This is a genomic window from Streptomyces sp. NPDC042100, assembly GCF_055582325.1.
Map to the genome: position 1 here is coordinate 93,190 of NZ_JBVJDK010000002.1, position 16,347 is coordinate 109,536.

Sequence of the window (16,347 nt, forward strand, 5' to 3'; positions counted from 1 at the left end):
GGGCCGCCCCATGCGCCGCTTCACCAGGACCCTGGTCGCCACCGTGCTCACCGCGAGCGTGGTGGCCGGGACGGCGGGCTGGGCCTCCGCCACCAGCCAGCGGCCGGTCACCGGGATGCCGGTCGGGACGGCCGAGTGGCGGGCCGAAGGACTGCCCGACCCCGCGCGCCTGACGCCCGCTCAGGCCGGGGCGTACTTCGCCTCGCTGAGCCCGGCCCGGCAGCGGGAGCTGGCCGCCGCGCACCCCACCGTCGTCGGCAACCTGGACGGCGCCCCGCTCGCCCTGCGGTACGCCGCCAACGCCCGGAGCGCGGGCGGCCGGTTCGCCGGGCAGCAGCTCCTCGCGTACGACCCCCGGGGGCGCGGCCAGGCGGTCCTGGTCTACGGGGACCTGGCGAAGGCCGCGCACGTGGCGGTGATCGTGCCGGGCTCCGACATCGACGCGGGCAACCTCGCCCCGCTCACCCGCAAGGCCACCGCGCTGCGCGAGGCCACCGGCGGGCGGACCGCCGTGATCGCCTGGGCGGGATACACCACACCCGTCGGCATCGGCCTGGACGCCGCCACCGACAGCCTCGCCGACGCCGGCGCGGACCGGCTCGCCCACTTCGCCGAGGGGCTCACCGCCGTCGGCGCCGCCACGCCCTCGGTCTTCTGCCACAGCTACGGCTCCGTCGTCTGCGGGCTCGCCGCGCACCGGATCGACGCGAGCGACCTCGTCGTCCTCGGCTCCCCCGGGATGCGCGCCGACCGCGCCGCCGACCTGGACACCGGGGCGCGGGTGTGGGCGGCGAAGGACCCGACGGACTGGATCGACCGGGTCCCCTACGTGACGTTCGCCGGGCTCGGCCACGGCACCGACCCGGCCGCGCCCGAGTTCGGCGCCCGCCGGATCGACGCCGCCGACGCGCGGGGCCACGACGGCTACTTCGCGCCCGGCACCTCCTCGCTGCGCGCGTTCGCGGCGATCGCCGAGGGGGCCGCCCGATGAAGACGCTCATCCGGAAGATCGAGGCGGGCACCCCCGCCCACCGCGACCGGGCGGTCGACGGGCTGCGCGCCCTCGCGCTGCTGGCCGTGCCGACGGGGCACTGGCTGCTCGGCGGCTTCACGCTCTCCGCCGACGGCGCGATCCACAACGCCAGCCCGCTGTCCGCCTTCGGCGGGCTCGCCCCGGCGAGCTGGGTCCTCCAGATGCTGGGGATCTTCTTCCTGGTCGGCGGCTACGCCTCGGTGCTGTCCTTCCGGCGGCACGAGGGGCCGGTCCGCGACTGGCTGAAGGGCCGGCTCGCCCGGCTGGGCCGCCCGGTGCTCGGGGTGACGGCCGTGTGGGCGGTGCTCGCGCCGCTGCTGCACTTCGGCCTCGGGGTGCCCGGCGACACGCTGCGGACGGCGGCCACGCTGGTGATCCAGCCGCTGTGGTTCGTGGGCGTCTACACCGTGGTCACGGCGCTGACCCCGTACTGTGTGCGGGCCGCCCGGCGGCTCGGGGTGTGGGCGGCGGCCCCGCTGCTCTGCTCGGTCGCGGTGGTGGACCTGCTGCGCTACGGGCCGGCGGCCGACGCGATGCCGTCCTGGCTGAGCCTGCTGAACATCCTGCCCGGCTGGCTCTTCGCGTATCAGCTGGGCGTCTCCTGGGGCGTGGGCCGGGTCACCCGGCGGCACGCCTGGGCGCTGCTGCTCGGCGGCGCCGCGCTCTTCGCCGCGCTGCTGGTCTGGTTCGGCTACCCCGCCTCGATGGTCGGCGTCCCCGGCGAGGCCCGCACCAACTCGCATCCGCCGTCGCTGCTGGTGCTCGCGCTGGCCGCCGGCCAGTCCGGCGCCGCGATCCTGCTGCGGGACCGGCTCGGGAGGCTGCTGCGGCGGCCCGCGCTGTGGGCGCCGGTCGTGGTGATCAACCTGTCGGCGATGACCATCCTGTGCTGGCACCAGACGGCGATGCTGGCCGCCGCGGTCCCCGCCTCGTACGCCGGCGAGGTCGCCGGTCTGGTCGGGGCGCCCGACTCCCTCGGCTGGATCCTGGCCCGCCTCGCGTGGATGCCGGTCTTCGCCGGGCTGCTCGTCCTCATCGGGCGGTACGCGCGGGGCTTCGAGTCGCCGTGGACGCGGACCGGCACCGCCAGGCGCGCCCTGGCGGGCGTCCTGGCGGCGGGGTTCGCGGTGTTCGCGCTGGGGCTCGCCTGACCGGGCGGGCCCGGCCGGACGGGCCGACCGGGCCGACCGGCTCAGTCCTCCCGGCTCACCGAGGTGAAGCGCATGTCCGGGTAGCGGTCGCCGGCCACCTGGGCGGCGATCGGCTCCAGGGCGGCGAGCTCCTCGGCGGTCAGCGTGATGCGGGTCGCGGCGGCGTTCTCCTCCAGGCGGGAACGCTTGCGGGTGCCCGGGATCGGGACGACGTCGAGGCCGTGCACGGCGGCGCGCCCCTGGACCCAGGCGAGGGCGATCTGCGCGGGGGTCGCCCCGTGCGCGGCGGCGATGGCGCGGACCGGGTCGAGCAGGGCCGCGTTGCGGGCCGCGTTGTCGCCGGAGAAGCGCGGCTGGTAGCGGCGGAAGTCGCTCTCCGAGAGCTCCTTGGAGGCGTCGGCGAAGGAGCCGGTGAGGAAGCCCCGGCCGAGCGGCGAGTAGGGCACGAAGGTGACGCCGAGCTCGGCGGCGGCGCCGACCGCGCTGCGCTCCACGTCGCGGGAGAAGAGCGACCACTCCGACTGGAGGGCGGCGATCGGGTGGACCGCGTACGCCTCGCGGAGCTCGGCGCCGGTGACCTCGCTCAGGCCCAAGTGGCGGACCTTGCCCTCCTGGACGAGCTCGGCCATCGCGCCGACGGACTCGGCGAAGGGGATCTCCGGGTCACGGCGGTGCATGTAATAGAGGTCGATCGTCTCGACGCCGAGGCGGCGCAGGCTCGCCTCCACGGCGCTCCGGATGTAGCCGCGGTCGTTGCGGACGGCCCGGTGGGCGGGGTCGTCGGCGCGCCGCTCGATGGCGAACTTGGTGGCGAGGACGATCTCGTCGCGGTGCTCGGCGACGAACGGGGCCAGGAACTCCTCGTTGGCGCCCTGCCCGTAGATGTCGGCGGTGTCGATGAGGGTGACGCCGTTCTCCAGCGCCGCGTCGAGGGTGTCGCGGGCGGCCTTCTCGTCGGTGTCGCCGTAGAACTCGCTGATGCCCATGGCGCCGAAGCCCTGGACGCCGATCTCCGGTCCGTCCGTCCCCGCGCCGAGGCGTACGGTGTCGATCTTGCCGTTGCTGCTCATGAGGTGCTGCCTCCGCATACGGTGCCGTAGTGGTCGATCTTGAGGTCGAGCACGGCGAGGGTGTCCTGGAGCTCGGCGATCCGGGTCAGGACGTCCCGCCGGGTGGTCTCCAGGAGCGCGCGCCGCTCCGCGTGGGTGTGGGGCCCCTCGCGGACGAGTTCCGCGTACCGCACCATGTCGGCCACCGACATCCCGGTCAGCCGCAGCTTCCCGACGAAGGCCAGCCAGTCCAGGTCCCGCCCGGTGAAGCGGCGTTGGCCGGTGTGCGAGCGGTCCACGTGCGGCATGAGGCCGATCCGCTCGTACCAGCGCAGGGTGTGGGCCGAGAGTCCGGTCAGCGCGGCCACCTCACTGATCGTGTAGCGGTCCTTCCGCACCGGCTGTGTCGTGCTCTCGATCAAGCTCATGGGGACCACGCTAGAACGTTGGAGTGCACTCGAAGCAAGCGGGCGAAGTACGCTCGGCACCATGCCGAACAGCCTCCCGTCCCTGGCGTCGATCGAGAACTGGCCCGTCCCGACCGCGGCCGCCGCCGTCGTCCGCGCCGACGGCACCGTGGCCGGTGCGCACGGCCCGACCGGCCGCCGCTTCCCGCTCGCCTCCGTCACCAAGCCGCTCGCGGCGTACGCCGTCCTCGTCGCGTACGAGGAGGGGGCGATCGACCTGGACGAGCCGGCCGGGCCCGAGGGCGCGACCGTGCGCCATCTGCTCGCCCACACCTCCGGGCTGGCCTTCGACGAGAACCGGGTCATGGCGGCGCCCGGCGCCCGGCGGATCTACTCCAACACCGGCTTCGAGGCGCTCGGCGACCACGTCGCCAAGGCCACCGACATCCCCTTCGCCGAGTATCTGCGCCAGGCGGTCCTGGAGCCGCTCGGGATGACCGCCACCGACCTGGAGGGCTCGCCCGCCAAGGACGGCGTCTCCACCGTCGACGACCTGGTGCGCTTCGCCGCCGAGGTGCAGGCGCCGCGGCTGCTCGACGCGCGCACGGTGCTGGACGCGATGACCGTCACGTATCCCGGGCTGACCGGCATCCTGCCCGGCTACGGGCACCAGAGGCCCAACGACTGGGGCCTCGGCTTCGAGATCCGCGACGGCAAGGCGCCGCACTGGACGGGCGCCTCGTCCTCGCCGCGCACCTTCGGGCACTTCGGCCAGTCGGGGACCTTCCTGTGGATCGACCCGGACGCGGGCGCCGCGTGCGTGGCGCTGACCGACCGGCCCTTCGGCGCCTGGGCGATCCAGGCGTGGCCGCCGTTCACGGACGCGGTCCTCGCGGAGCTGCGCGGCGCCTGAGGCACGGCGCCCGCGAGGCGCGCCGGGGTCAGTCCGTCTCGCAGCGGGTGGCGGGCAGCGGGCCGTCCTCGCCCGCGACGACGACCTCGGCCGCGCGGCCGAGGTCCTCGGCGTAGGAGGCGGTGCAGACGATCTGGCGCACGGCGACCGGGTCGAGGTCGCGGACCCGGACCTTGCCGAGCCGGATGCTCAGCGCCGGTCGCAGGTCCTCACCGGTCTGCCGGACGACGTGCGGCGTGCTCGCGCCGTGGAACTCGATCCGGCTGGTGAGGCCCGCGTCGCGCTCGGTGGCGTCCGGACCGTCGATGAGGGCGGCCAGCACCTTGTCGGTGGCGATCCGGTGGGTGGGCGGGCTGGTGATCTCGGTACCGGTCCCGGCGTCGATGATCCGGCTGAAGGAGAGGTCCCGGGCGACCGGCATCAGCCGTCCTTCCCGTCCCACGAAGAACAGCAGCATCCGGGGGTTGCCGGTCGGGTTGACCGTGACCGGCGCCCCGCCGCCCGCCTCCACGACGTCGCTCTTCTGGATGCCGCAGCCGGCCAGCGCCAGCAGCGCCAGCAGGGCGGCGGCGGCCGGGCGCCGCGCGGAGCGGCGGGCGGCGGGAGTCACAGGGGGATCCTGACGGTGAAGACGGCACCGCCGTCGGGGCGGTCGGCGGCGACGACCGTACCACCGTGCAGCCGCACGTTCTCCAGGGTGATCGCGAGGCCGAGCCCGCTGCCCGCCGAGCGGGTGCGGGCCGCGTCGGCCTTGTAGAAGCGGTCGAAGACGTGCGGCAGGACGTCGGCGGGGATGCCGGGACCCCGGTCGGCGACCTCGGTGACGAGCCACTCCCCCTCCGCGTACACCCGGACCGTCACGGGCGGGGCGCCGTGCCGCAGGGCGTTGCCGACCAGGTTGGCGACGACGACGTCGAAGCGGCGCGGGTCGAGCGGGACGCGGAGGCCGTCGGTGAGCTCGGTGACGATCTTCGCCGGGTCGGTCCAGTGCCGGTTCTGGAGGGTCTTGCGGACCGAGGCGGCCGCGTCGACCTCGTCGGTGTGCAGCTCGGCGGCGCGGGCGTCGAAGCGGGAGATCTCCATCAGGTCCTCCACGAGGACGGCGAGTTTGCCGGTCTCGGCGCTGATCAGGCGGACCGCGCGGGCGGTGTCGGAGTCGAGGGCGCCCGCGTCCTCGTCGAGCACCTCGGTGACGGCGAGCATCCCGGCCAGCGGGGTGCGCAGCTCGTGGGAGACGTCGGAGGCGAAGCGGCGGGCCCGCGCCTCGGCGTTGCGCAGCTCGGTGACGGAACGTTCCAGCTCGGCGGCGGACTCGTTGAAGGTGCGCGCCAGGTCGGAGAGTTCGTCGCTGCCCTTGGCGTGGATCCGGGTGTCCAGCCGGCCCCGGCCCATGCTGTGCGCGGCGACCCGCAGCTCGCGCACCGGCCGCAGCACGCTCCGGGAGGCGATCAGCGCCGGGACCAGGGCGACGAGCAGCGCGGGCAGGGCGCCGTCGCGGGCGGCGGTGACCATGGCCTCGACGTTGGCCTCCTCCTCGCCGAGGTCCATCACCGCGTAGAGCACGAGCCCGGTGGGGCTGCCCTCGGGGAAGCCCCGGTAGTAGTCGCCGAAGACCGCCGGGACCGCGATGGTCAGATACGGGGTGCCGTCCTTGACCACACGCTGGAAGCTGCCGTGGGTGGCGCCGATCGCGGTGGCGCGGCGGCGCAGTTCGGGGGTGAGGACGCTCGACTCGGGGCGGTCGGTGGAGGACACCCGCAGGTCGCCGTATTCCGCGTACACCCGCCAGGGGCGGGGCTTGCCCTGCTTGGCGATGCCCTGGAGGGCGGTGCGCAGCCCGTCCGGGTTGACGGGGAGCTGGGTGGTGAGGGTCTCGACCTGCTGGCGGAAGGCCGTCACGGCGGTGTTCTGGGTCTGCTCCAGGATCGCGTTGCGGGCGGCCCGGTAGGTGAGCGCGGCGGTGGTGCCGCAGCCGACGGCGGCGACCAGCAGGAAGGCGAGGACGAGCCGGGTGCGCAGCCCGAAGGGGCGCAGGCGTCTGCGGCGGGCGTCGGCGTGCCGTCCGCCGCCCGGGACGTGGGCTCTCACAGGGGTCCGAAGCGGTAGCCGAAGCCGCGCAGGGTCTGGATGTAGCGGGGGTCGCCGGGGGGGTCCTCGATCTTGTTGCGCAGCCGCCGGACGCAGGCGTCGACGAGCCGGGCGTCGCCGTGGAAGCTGTGCTCCCAGACGTGTTCGAGGAGCTGCTGGCGGCTGAAGACCTGCTCGGGGGCGGCGCTGAGGTGGAGCAGCAGCTTGAGCTCGGAGGGGGCGAGCGCGACCCGCTCGCCGTTCTTGGCGACGGTGAGCCCGGCCCGGTCGACGGCGAGCTCGCCGTGGAACTCGACGGAGGGCCGCGCGCCGCCGCCGGGCTCCTCGATGCGGCGCAGCACGGCCCGGATGCGGGCCTCGATGACCTCGGTGCGGGCGGGCTTGACGATGTAGTCGTCGGCGCCCGCCTCCAGGCCGATGACGACGTCGAAGTCGTCGCCGCGCGCGGTGAGCATGATGATCGGGAGCTGGCTGGTCTCGCGGACCTGGCGGCAGACCTGGACGCCGTTCATGCCGGGCAGCATGAGGTCGAGCAGCAGCAGGTCGGGGCGGAAGTCGCGGAGCGCGGCGAGCCCGGTCTCACCGGTCGCGGCGGTGCGCACCTCGTGGCCGCGGCGCCGCAGCCCCAGCTCGACACCTTCGCGGACGGAGGGGTCGTCTTCGATCAGCAGCACGCGTGGCATTCGTGGAGTATCCCAAGGTCGGTCGGAGGCGCTCCCCGCCGGGGAGGGGATCCCGGCGGGGAGCGGGTCGTGAGGGGCGGTGCGGAGCGGTGGCTCAGCGCCGCCGGGTGAGCCGGGCGCGGGCGCCCGTGAGCAGGGCCCGGACCTCGGTGAGACCCAGGGGCCGGGCGAGCAGGGCGAAGACGGCGACGATGACGACGGCGCCGAGGGCACCGGCCGCGCCGGAGGGCAGGACGCCGGTGGTGCGGTCGGCGGCGAGCAGCCCGAGTCCGGCGGCGGGCACGGCGGCGAGCAGGAGGCGGGCGAGCGCGGCGGCGGGCGACGGCCCGGCGGCCGGGAGCCCGGTGCCCTTGAGCCTGCGGCCGAGGACGTACGCGGTGAGGCCCCAGCCCGCCCACAGGGCCGCGGAGTAGCCCGCGGCCATGCCCGCCACGGCCCAGCGGGCGGGCAGGAAGGCGTACGCGCAGACGGCGAGGGCCGCGTTGAGGCCCGCGATCACCAGGTTGAGGAGGAAGGGCGTGCGGGTGTCGCGCAGCGCGTAGAAGGCGCGGGTGCACACGTACTGGCCGGAGAGGGCGATCAGGCCGGGCGCGAGGGCCATCAGGATCCAGGCCATCGAGCGGACCGCGCCCGCGTCGGTGCGCCCGTAGCCGAAGACCAGGCCCATCAGCGGGACGGCGAGGGCGAACAGCGCGCAGGCGGCGGGGACGATCGCCGCCATGCTGGTGCGCTGCGCGTAGGCCACGTCCCGGCGGACCCCGGTGAGGTCGCCGTCGGCCGCCGCCGCGCTCATGCGCGGCAGCAGGGCGGTGACCAGGGCGACGGTGACGATGCCGTGCGGGACGGCCCACAGCAGGTAGGCGTTGTTGTACGCGCTGAGCCCGGCGCCCTCGGCGCGCTGGCCGGCCGCCGTGGCGACCTTCGTCGTCACCCAGTACGCGGCCTGGTTGGTGAGGACGAGGAGGACCAGCCAGCCCGCCGCCTTCAGGGGCGCGCCCAGTCCGCTGCCGCGCCAGTCGAGGCGGGGCCGCCAGCGGAAGCCCGCCGCCTTGAGCGAGGGCAGCAGGGCGAGGGCCTGGAGGGCGATGCCCGCGGTGGTGCCCCAGCCGAGCAGCGCGGTCTCGCCGGGGGTGAGCTCGCCGCCCGCCGAGACGACGAGGAAGAGGCCGAAGACGGCGACCACGACGACGTTGTTGAGGACCGGTGTCCACATCATGGCGCCGAACCGGCCGCGCGCGTTGAGGACCTGGCCGAGCAGGGTGAACAGGCCGAGGAAGAAGATCTGCGGCAGGCAGGACCGGGCGAAGGCGACGGTCAGCTCCCGCTGCGCGCCGGTGTAGTCGGTGTACGCGTCGACGATCGCGGGCGCCGCGAGCACGGCGACGCCGGTGAGGACCGTGAGGGCGAGCGCGCAGATCGTGAGCAGCCGGTCGGTGTAGGCGGCGCCGCCGTCCTCGTGTTCCTTGGCCGCCTTGACCAGTTCGGGGACGAAGACGGCGTTGAGGGCGCCGCCGAGGAGCAGCATGTAGACGATCGTGGGGACGGAGTTGCCCACGGCGTAGCCGTCGGCGACGAAGCCCGTGCCGATGGCCGCCGCGACGACGGCGGAGCGGACGAAGCCGGTGGCGCGGGAGACGAGCGAGCCGGCGGCCATGAGCGCGCCGCTGCGCAGGACGGACGGCGCGCGTCTCTCCGTCAGGGTGGCCGTCACCGGCGGGCCAGATACGCCTGGAAGGCGCGGTACAGCGTGTGGTTGGTCGTGCCCGGCAACGGAATCTCCCACTCCCCCAGCGTCTCGACGACCCGCCCGCCGGTGCCCAGCTTCCAGCGGAGCAGCCCGTGGGCGCGCTCGTCCGGGTCGAGGGTGGAGGGTACCCCGCGCAGGTCGTAGACGTCCGCGCCGACCGCGTGGGCGTCGAGCATCATGCGCCACTGGAGGGCGTTGGAGGGGCGCACCTCGCGGCGGTGGTCGGCGGAGGCGCCGGTCTGGTACCAGACCCGCCGGCCCACGGTGATCATGGTGTGGGCGGCGAGCACCTCGCCCTCGTGGCGGGCCAGGTAGAGCTTCATCCGGCCCGGGTGCTCGGCGTTGAGGACGGCGTACTGCCGCTCGTAGTACGCGAGGGAGCGGCCGAGCCGGAAGCCGTCGCGCTCCTCGGTGATCCGCAGCAGCCGGTAGAACTCGGGCAGGTCGGCGGCGGAGCCCTGGACCACCTCGACACCCGACTTGCGGGCCTTGCGGATGTTGCGGCGCCACTCCTGGTTGAGCCCGGACCACAGGTCGTCGGAGCTGCGGCCGGTGAGCGGCACCTGGTAGACGAAGCGGGGCTGGGCGTCGGCGCCGTCCTCGGACTCGCCGCCGCAGCGCTTCCAGCCGCGCGCCCGCAGCCGTTCGGCGACGGCCGAGCCCAGCGGGTCGACCTCGCTGGCCAGCACGTCGGACAGGCGCCGGCCGGGCCCGGCGTGCGCCTTGAGGGTGGCGGCGGACCAGCGGCGGTAGTCGGGCCCGGGGCCCATCCGCACGGCGAAGACGCCGGAGGCCCGCAGGTGCCCGAGCAGCGGGCCGAGCCAGCCGTCCAGGTCCGGGTCGGCCCAGTCGGCGACGGGCCCCTCGGGGAGGTACGCGAAGTACTTACGGGTGCCGGGGAAGGCGCGCAGCAGCACCAGCGCGACCCCGCTGAGCTCGCCGGACTCGGGCCCCCAGCCGATGAGTTGGTGACTCCAGCCGTCCTTGACCTGCGCCCAGGACGGCAGTTGCAGGAAGCTGGGCCCGCCGGGTGCGGCGGCGCGGGCGGTGAGGAAGGCGCGGTAGACCTCGGGCGTGACGGGGCCGAGCCGCGTCGTCGCGGGGCGGGCGGGCGCGGGCGTCACGAGCAGCGCTGACACAACGAGGGCCTCCTGGTTCCGCCCCTCGGTGGTGGGGCGCTCAGCAGGCTCACAGCCGGTCTTGACCGCTCCGCGCGAGGAATGTGACCGGATGATGACCGTTTCTCACCAGGGCCGGTCACACGCCCCCGGAGCCGGGCATTCCCCTCTGACCTGGTCCTACAGTCCGGTACATCCCACCGATTCCACCCTCCCGAGGAGGCCGTGCCGTGCCGCGCACCCACATACGCATCCCCCTGTTCCTCATCGCGGCCGCGTCGCTGACCGCCTGCTCGACGGCGGCGGCCGACCCGCAGGCGGGGGCCCCGAAGGCGGCCTCCGACGGCACCCCCGCGCGGGTGACCGTGACGCCCCCGGCGGCCGGGCAGCCGATCAAGGTGACCGCCGCAGGCGGCACCCTGGCGACCGTGCGGGTGGTCGACGAGGACGGCGCCGAACTCGCGGGCCGCACCGCCTCGGGCGGCGCGTCCTGGGCCTCGGACCGCAAGGCGGCGCCGGGCGCCACGTACACCGTGGAGGTGACCTCGCGGGGCGCCGGCGGCAAGGAGGCCAAGGACCGGAAGTCCTTCTCGACGCCCGCCGCCGACAAGGTCAACAAGCTGACCCTGTCCCCCGGCAAGAACACCACCGTGGGCATCGCCCAGCCCCTGTCGATCGTCTTCGACCGCCCCGTCACCGACAAGGCGGCGGTGGAACGCCAGTTGAAGGTGACCACCTCCCACCCCACCGAGGGTTCGTGGGGCTGGCTCAAGGACTACTCGGGCAAGGACCGCGCGGACTGGCGCCCCCGCTCGTACTGGAAGCCCGGCACCAAGGTCACCCTGGACGCGACCCTGAACGGCACGGACTCCGGCGACGGCTGGTTCGTCCGCGACTACCGCACCGGCTTCACCGTCGCCGCCGAGGCGCAGGTCATCAAGGTCGACCTGGACCGCAAGAAGCTCACCGTGGTCCGCGACGGGCGGACCGTCCGCACCATCCCCGTCTCCGGCGGCACCCCCGGCGGCGACAAGCGCTCCTGGCGCGGCACGGCCGTCCTGATGGCGAAGGAGGGCACGATCAACATGAACTCGGAGACGGTCGGCCTCGGCGACGCCTACAACAAGGACGTCGACTACTCGATGCGCCTGACCTGGTCCGGCATGTACGCCCACGCCGCCCCGTGGAACGCGGCCTATTTCGGCAACGCCAACAAGAGCTCCGGTTGCATCGGCATGAGCACCGAGAACGCCACCTCGTTCTACGCCTCGGCCCGCGTGGGCGACCCCTTCGAGATCACCGGCAAGGACACCAAGGGCGTCGTCGCCGAGGGCAACGGCTACGGCGCGTGGAACGTGGACTGGACGGCCTGGCAGAAGAAGAGCGCGCTGCGCGGGTGAGCATGGGGGTGAACCGCCGCCATCCGCTCAATGGTGGCGGGCGGAATTCAGGCCACCGCCCTGTGAAGCCATGGCTGAGATTCAGCGGCTCGCACGCCGACGACTCTGCGGAGTGAGCAATACCGGAGCGGTGACCTGACATATTCGGCCGCTTCACTCCTTGGGAAATCCTCAGCACCGCGCACTCCGGCCCAGCAGTGAAGCCACCAACCCACAACCGTATTATTCGCCATGTGAAGCGAGATTTCGCGACGCGACAGCTTCCCGCGAGGCCCCAGGTGATTCCCTGGACGCAGAAGCGCCCTCCGGCCCATATGACTGCAAAGACTGCTTTCGATTCGAGTGGCCATTAAATCCCCCATGCCGAACACCCGTCCCCTCGGTAGCGTTCTCGGCTGATCATGCAAACTTCGCGTTTGCCACGCAGAGGCTGGGGGGCCTATGGGGAGGGACAGACGTCGCCACAGAGCGGCGCGCGGAGCCGTCATAGCGATGCTGACGGCATTGACGGCAGGGGGCACGGCGGCTTCGCCGGCCGCCGCGGCGGGATCGGGCGGTCCGGTCCAGGACACCGCGGTCTCCGCGGCCGCCGCGGCCGGCCACGCATTCGACGAGTCGGTCGCGAAGGCCGCCGCCGAAGAGAGCGACCAAAAGGTCGAGGTCACCGGACTCCGCCAGGAACGGCGTGAGGTGTTCGCCAATCCGGACGGGTCGTTCACCGCCCATGAGTACACCCAGCCGATTCGCACGCGGCGGGGCAACGCATGGGTTCCGGTGGACGACACCCTGGTGAGACGCGCCGACGGCGGCTGGTCACCGGGCGCGGCCACGGTCGACGTGGAATTCTCCGACGGGGGGCAGGGACCGTTCGCCCGCATGAGCAAAGTCGGCCGCGAGTACGCGCTGTCCTGGCCCGGCGCCCCGCTGCCGAAGCCGCGAGTCGACGGCAACACCGCCCGCTACGAGGAAGTACTGCCCGGCGTCGACCTCGCTGTTCGCGCCGACGCCGAGGGCTTCGCCCACTACCTCGTCGTGAAGAACGCCCAGGCAGCCGCCAACCCTGAGCTCGACAGCATCGAACTCGGGCTTTCCACGAAGGGTTTGACGGTCGCCAAGTCGGCTGACGGAGCGCTCAAGGCCACCGATTCCGCCGTAGGGGGAACCGTATTCGAAGCCGCGCAGGCCAGGATGTGGGACTCCTCGGCCACCCAGGCCGCGGCGCGAGCGCCCCGCTCCATGGAACGGTCCGCCGCGCAGGCGCTCGAACCGAACGAGGAGGGAGGGGGTCGTCAAGCCCCTGTCGGGCTGGACATCAGCGGCGACTCGGTGACGTTGACCCCCGACACCCGTCTGCTTCGCGGACCGGACACGGTCTACCCAGTGGTCATCGACCCCGTCCCCCGCACCACCGGGACCAATGCCTGGACATCCGTGATGTCCGGCATGCCCCGCGCGCAGAACTGGAAGTTCTCGGGACACGCCGGAATGGGCAAGTGCCCTTCCAACTACAACCCCACCGAATGCTCGGGCATCGGCGTGCGGCGACTGCTGTTCAGTTTCCCGACGAGCTTCTACAGCAAGAAACAGATCATCAGCACCAGCTTCTCCGCTCGCGTGGGCGCCGTCTACTGGGCGGACGCCAAGGCCGAGCCGATCGACCTGTACCGGATCGGCGGGGCGAACCACACGATCACACCGTCCAGCAACTGGGAGAACACTTCCGGGAACTGGTCCGACTACCTCATGACGGTCAACCAGAAGATCTCTCCCACCACGTGCCCGAGCGCGGCCAATCTCCATTTCAGCAACGGTGAGTTGTTGACGGAGATGGCGGCTGCCGCGGCCGGCAGCTGGTCGACGATGTCCCTCGGCCTCAAGGCGAAGGACGAAACGACGTACTCCGGGTGGAAGCGCATCTGCGGCAACGCCTACCTGTCGGTCACCTACAACACTCCGCCACGCCAGATCACGACCGCGCAGATGAGCTCGAATCCAGGTGGACCGTGCGTCGTGGATCCGGCCAAGGCGCCCTACAGCGACCAACTGCCCGAGCTTCGGACGCAGGTGACCGACCCCGATCACTCCGCTTCGTACACGGATCAGGTGAAGGTGCAGTTCCAGGTCTTCTACAAGAAGACATCCGGAGCGAGCGACAGCTACACCTTCACCACCGCCTACAAGTCGCCCAATCCAGGAACACTGTTCACCCACAAGGTGACGCAGAAGGCACTGATGTCCGGAGTCGGCGTGTGGCAGCCTTCAACCGCGGAGGACGATCCAGGCACTCCGGAAACCGATCCCACCAGCGTCTTCCACCTGCGGAACACCGCCAGCACCGGGGTCGCCGACGCGACGGCCAGCTACAAGGGCCCCGGCTCCGTGCCGCTCGTCGGGGACTGGGACGGCGACGGCATCGACACGATCGCCATGTACGAGCCCGACGTCAGCACGTTCCACCTGTCCGAATCGAACGCGGCGGGTGCTGCCGTCCGAAGTCTGCGGTTCGGAAACCGCGGGGACCTTCCCGTCGTGGGCGACTGGGACGGGGACGGACGCGACACCCTCGGGGTGTGGCGTCCGGGCAACCACTACTTCTACCTGAACAACGAACTGACCAACGAAATAGCCGATATCTCCTTCGTGTACGGCGCCACCGGCATGACCCCCGTCGCAGGTGACTGGAATGGCGACGGCATCGACACGATCGGCATGCGAAGCCCGTCCAACATCATGTTCTACCTGCGCAATTCCAACAGCAAGGGTGGCAACAGTTACGAGATGGCGTACGGCAGCGGGGACGACATCCCCGTGGTCGGGGACTGGGACGCGAATGGTTCTGACTCCGTCGGAGTCTGGCGCCCAGGTACGCGCTACTTCCACCTGAACAATCAACTGACGGACAACGTCGCCGACCTCTCCTTCCTTTCCGGAGACAGCGGGGTGCAGCCCCTTTCCGGTAACTGGAGCGACCGTAACGGGATCGCGGACGCGAGCACCATCACCTGGCAGGCTCGTGCGCACGACGGAGAGGCGTGGGGGCCGTGGAGCTCGGCCAACGGCGTCGGCACCTGCGCCGTACGACGAGACTCGGGCGTCCCCTACATGCCCGATGTCGCGGGCGATCCGTACAAGCAGGATGAGATCTTCCGCGACGGAGTCGGCAAGCCGGGGAAGTTCACCTTCACGGCCAAGAACACGGACGTGGTGGGCTACAAGTACGCCTTCGACGGCGAGGGCGGGCGCACCGTGGCGACCGTGAAGGGCGCACCGGTGACACTCTCCTGGACCCCCGCCTCGGGCGGACTCCATTCCGTCGAGGTGTCCACGTTCGACGGCGCCGGTCACACCAGCGCCGCGAACACCTTCACGTTCTTCGTCCACTCCGGCCGGGTCGGCCAGTGGAGCCTCGGGGATGCGCCGGGCAGCACGACCGCTCAGGACGGCTGGGGCAACAGCCCTGCCGCGGCCGGCCCTGGAGTGACCTTCGGGGTGAAGGAACAGGGGCCGGGCGCCGCAGTCTCAGCGGAGTTCGACGGGACCGATCAGGCCTATCTGGAGACGAGCAAACCGATCGTCGATCCGGGCCGCAGTTTCACCGTGAGCGCGTGGGTCAACCTCGCTGATCTGACGGAGGACCGGCCGGTTGTCAGCCAGAGCGGAGAACAGCGGGATGGACTCACCCTGGGGTACCAGGCGGCCGCCGGGGCCTGGGTCTTCTCCGTTCGCGGCGCGGACGAGGCCGACGCACCGGCTTCGGTGACCTCCTCCGCGACGGTCGTGCCCGGCGAGTGGGCGCATGTGCTGGGCGAGTACGACACGACGGCGGCCGGAGGCCCCTCGCTGCGTCTCTACGTCGGCGCGAGTCTCGACGTCGCGCCCGCGAGGCCGGCCGTGTCCTCGGACGCGGCACTCCTGCAGATCGGCCGCGCGACGAAGGACGGCATCGACGGAACCCGGTTCAAGGGCCGCATGGCTGACGTGCGGGTGTACAACCGCGTCCTCACGAGCGGTGAACTCGAAGCCTTCCGCGCGACGAAGCCCACGCGCAAGGGCTACTGGAACTTCGAGACCGCCACCGCCACGGCCGTACCGAACGTGCATTCCGGCGGCCAGGCGCTGAACCTGCACGGCCCCACGATGAACACGGACCCCGAGGGGACTCCCGCGATGGTCGGCAGCGCCGACATGCTGCTGGACGGAGTCGACGACTGGGCCGAGACGGACACACCGGTGACACCGAGCGACTCCAGCTTCTCCGTGGGCGTCCGCGCCAGGCTGACCACGCCTGATCCGACGAAGTCCCAGACCGTTCTGTCGCTGCCGGGAGCACACGCCGACCGACTCGTCATCCGCTACGACGCGGCCGGGAAGGCCTGGCAGATGGAAGTGGCGGCGTCGGATGCCGTGGGAGCCAGACGCACGACCGTCTCGCTCCCCGCCGTCAACGCCTCGTTGTCCGGCGGCAGCCACATCGCCGTGACCTACGACGCGGCGACACACGAGGCACGCCTGTGGGTCGACGGCAACAGCCCGAAGGACGCCGTGATGCTGGACGAGTCTCCATGGGCGTCCACGGACGGGCTGCGCGTGGGCCGGTCCACGTATGCGGCCACCGATGACCACTTCGCCGGTGCCGTGGACGAGCTCAGGGTGTACAGCGGCGTTCTCAGCCAGACCGCCCTCACCTGGACCGCCGGCCACGATCCGAGTTCCGACATCTAGGGCCTGTCGCTCTCCCCGGGGGCCCTGCACTCGCCA

At 72.4% G+C, this 16,347-nt stretch carries 12 protein-coding genes; 5 read left to right on the top strand and 7 right to left on the bottom strand.

Annotated features, from left to right (window positions below; all coding sequences use genetic code 11):
* Nucleotides 1-10 precede the first annotated feature (10 nt).
* Complete coding sequence (locus ACZ6J5_RS04690) at nt 11-991, top strand: alpha/beta hydrolase (protein WP_469387603.1); 981 nt, start codon at nt 11-13, stop codon at nt 989-991.
* Nucleotides 988-2,184: an acyltransferase family protein gene (locus ACZ6J5_RS04695; protein ID WP_469387605.1), complete on the top strand. Its 1,197-nt coding sequence runs from the start codon at nt 988-990 to the stop codon at nt 2,182-2,184. The genes ACZ6J5_RS04690 and ACZ6J5_RS04695 overlap by 4 nt, the downstream gene beginning before the upstream one ends.
* 41 nt (nt 2,185-2,225) lie before the next feature.
* On the opposite strand, the gene ACZ6J5_RS04700 is transcribed toward ACZ6J5_RS04695, so the two are convergent.
* Entirely contained in the window at nt 2,226-3,254 is a 1,029-nt protein-coding gene (locus tag ACZ6J5_RS04700) for an aldo/keto reductase (RefSeq protein WP_469387606.1), read from the bottom strand.
* Nucleotides 3,251-3,661, bottom strand: coding sequence for a MerR family transcriptional regulator (locus tag ACZ6J5_RS04705; RefSeq protein WP_469387608.1), 411 nt, complete (start codon nt 3,659-3,661; stop codon nt 3,251-3,253). Before ACZ6J5_RS04705 ends, ACZ6J5_RS04700 begins: the two co-directional genes overlap by 4 nt.
* Nucleotides 3,662-3,722: 61 nt before the next feature.
* On the opposite strand from ACZ6J5_RS04705, the gene ACZ6J5_RS04710 reads away from it, so the two are divergent.
* A complete protein-coding gene (locus ACZ6J5_RS04710) occupies nt 3,723-4,553 on the top strand; it encodes a serine hydrolase domain-containing protein (RefSeq protein WP_469387610.1) in 831 nt (276 codons plus the stop codon).
* 28 nt (nt 4,554-4,581) lie between these two features.
* On the opposite strand, the gene ACZ6J5_RS04715 is transcribed toward ACZ6J5_RS04710, so the two are convergent.
* The 5 genes from ACZ6J5_RS04715 to ACZ6J5_RS04735 all read right to left on the bottom strand — a co-directional run bounded on the left by ACZ6J5_RS04715 (nt 4,582) and on the right by ACZ6J5_RS04735 (nt 10,210).
* Entirely contained in the window at nt 4,582-5,163 is a 582-nt protein-coding gene (locus tag ACZ6J5_RS04715) for a hypothetical protein (protein WP_469387612.1), read from the bottom strand.
* Nucleotides 5,160-6,641: a sensor histidine kinase gene (locus tag ACZ6J5_RS04720; RefSeq protein ID WP_469387614.1), complete on the bottom strand. Its 1,482-nt coding sequence runs from the start codon at nt 6,639-6,641 to the stop codon at nt 5,160-5,162. The genes ACZ6J5_RS04715 and ACZ6J5_RS04720 overlap by 4 nt, the downstream gene beginning before the upstream one ends.
* Nucleotides 6,638-7,324 (bottom strand): response regulator, encoded by a 687-nt coding sequence (locus tag ACZ6J5_RS04725; RefSeq protein WP_469387616.1) that lies wholly within the window; start codon nt 7,322-7,324, stop codon nt 6,638-6,640. The genes ACZ6J5_RS04720 and ACZ6J5_RS04725 overlap by 4 nt, the downstream gene beginning before the upstream one ends.
* Before the next feature lie 94 nt (nt 7,325-7,418).
* The gene (gene murJ / locus ACZ6J5_RS04730) at nt 7,419-9,035 is read right to left on the bottom strand and encodes a murein biosynthesis integral membrane protein MurJ (protein WP_469387618.1); all 1,617 of its coding nucleotides are present in this window, start codon (nt 9,033-9,035) and stop codon (nt 7,419-7,421) included.
* Nucleotides 9,032-10,210, bottom strand: coding sequence for a lipid II:glycine glycyltransferase FemX (locus ACZ6J5_RS04735; RefSeq protein ID WP_362475065.1), 1,179 nt, complete (start codon nt 10,208-10,210; stop codon nt 9,032-9,034). Before ACZ6J5_RS04735 ends, murJ begins: the two co-directional genes overlap by 4 nt.
* A gap of 209 nt (nt 10,211-10,419) precedes the next feature.
* On the opposite strand from ACZ6J5_RS04735, the gene ACZ6J5_RS04740 reads away from it, so the two are divergent.
* Together ACZ6J5_RS04740 and ACZ6J5_RS04745 are read left to right on the top strand one after the other, a co-directional pair.
* Complete coding sequence (locus ACZ6J5_RS04740; RefSeq protein ID WP_469387620.1) at nt 10,420-11,589, top strand: L,D-transpeptidase family protein; 1,170 nt, start codon at nt 10,420-10,422, stop codon at nt 11,587-11,589.
* Nucleotides 11,590-12,081: 492 nt separating this feature from the next.
* Nucleotides 12,082-16,311, top strand: coding sequence for a LamG-like jellyroll fold domain-containing protein (locus tag ACZ6J5_RS04745; RefSeq protein WP_469387622.1), 4,230 nt, complete (start codon nt 12,082-12,084; stop codon nt 16,309-16,311).
* Nucleotides 16,312-16,347: the final 36 nt, after the last annotated feature.

Excerpts from the sequence above, each read along its gene's own strand:
- ACZ6J5_RS04710 (WP_469387610.1), top strand. The coding sequence starts at position 3,723 with ATGCCGAACAGCCTCCCGTCCCTGGCGTCGATCGAGAACTGGCCCGTC.
- ACZ6J5_RS04745 (WP_469387622.1), top strand. The coding sequence starts at position 12,082 with ATGCTGACGGCATTGACGGCAGGGGGCACGGCGGCTTCGCCGGCCGCC.
- ACZ6J5_RS04705 (WP_469387608.1), bottom strand. The coding sequence starts at position 3,661 with ATGAGCTTGATCGAGAGCACGACACAGCCGGTGCGGAAGGACCGCTAC.
- ACZ6J5_RS04700 (WP_469387606.1), bottom strand. The coding sequence starts at position 3,254 with ATGAGCAGCAACGGCAAGATCGACACCGTACGCCTCGGCGCGGGGACG.
- ACZ6J5_RS04690 (WP_469387603.1), top strand. The coding sequence starts at position 11 with ATGCGCCGCTTCACCAGGACCCTGGTCGCCACCGTGCTCACCGCGAGC.
- ACZ6J5_RS04695 (WP_469387605.1), top strand. The coding sequence starts at position 988 with ATGAAGACGCTCATCCGGAAGATCGAGGCGGGCACCCCCGCCCACCGC.
- ACZ6J5_RS04725 (WP_469387616.1), bottom strand. The coding sequence starts at position 7,324 with ATGCCACGCGTGCTGCTGATCGAAGACGACCCCTCCGTCCGCGAAGGT.